At 46.1% G+C, this 1,194-nt stretch carries 2 protein-coding genes; both read right to left on the bottom strand.

Annotated elements, in window-relative coordinates; all coding sequences use genetic code 11:
* A partial coding sequence (locus tag PX481_RS14975; RefSeq protein WP_288094871.1) for a response regulator transcription factor occupies window positions 1–646 on the bottom strand: 646 nt, incomplete at its 3' end.
* A 304-nt stretch (window positions 647–950) separates the two neighbouring features.
* On the bottom strand, window positions 951–1,194 hold a 244-nt coding region (locus tag PX481_RS14970), incomplete at its 5' end, for a (2Fe-2S) ferredoxin domain-containing protein (protein ID WP_502888604.1).

Genomic DNA, 1,194 nt, shown 5'->3' with positions numbered 1-1,194 from the left:
TCGCCCATTGGGCCAATTCCGTGCGATTATGAAGACCGGTTTTATGGAGCATATTCGACACATGACTTTCGATTGTCCGTTGACTAACATTGAGTTTTGCGGCGATTTCCCGATTAGCCATGCCCTGGGCGACCAATTGTACTACTTTTAACTCCGTTGGGGTTAATTCCACATTACCCTGGACTTGAACAGGGGTGACATCCGGGGAATGGATGCGGGTGCTGCGTTTCAGCAACCGGCCCGCTTGTTTAAGGGAAGACTCCACCAGGGCCACTAATTCTTCCGGTTCAAAGGGTTTGACCATATAGACATCGGCGGTTAAACCTGTTATCTTATCCTGACTTTGCCCCTCAGGGGAGAGAAAGATCACGGGAATGCCACTAAAACGACTGTCCCGACGAATTTTTTCGAGGAAAGCATGACCGTCCATTTCTGGCATGATCAGATCACAGATAATCATATCGGGGATTTCTGCTGCTTTGGCAGTATTTGCCCCGCGTTCGAGGATTTCTAGGGCTTCGGGACCGTTTTCTGCGGTTGTCACCCTATAACCACGAAACTCTAGATAATCCTTCACCAAAAGTATTAAATTCGGGTCATCGTCGATTAATAAAAGTTGTTTATTGTCTTTGTTGGTCTCTTTCATCGCTATTTTCCACGCTGTAGGGTTGGGGGAATGGAGACGGACAAAGGATCGACAGGCAAGAGGCAACAGGTAGTTAGGGTTTCCTGAATAAATCTAAAAACCTTATCCAACAAGGTTTTTAGACTTTTTTTCTCTCAAAAAGTGCCGACCATTGGAGTGATTGGGGGGAAAATTCTGAGACTTTTTCCCTAAAAATTAGGTAATTGACTCCCTCAAAATCGGTAAAACCCTACACCCCACACCCCACACCCCACACCCTGCCCCCACGAAAAACTTTTTGCCGCAAGCCCTAATTAATTGTGTGTCAGCTAGTTTTAACCCTGTTTTCCTCTATTGTTTCGGGTTCTTCTCCTGGACAGTTCAGGGAAATTGCCGGTAAATCGTGGCGAAGGAAAGCATATTCGGTGACGATTTGATTACCGATTAGGTGTTCTTGGATAATTCTTTCGATCGCTTCCTTGTTTACCCTTCCATACCAGACTCCTTCCGGGTACACTAATAAAATCGGACCCTGGCTACAAACCCGCAAACAGTTGGCTTTAGTGCGA

It is taken from the genome of Microcystis sp. M53603_WE2 (genome assembly GCF_030065435.1).
This window is presented reverse-complemented; position numbering and strand designations above follow the sequence as displayed.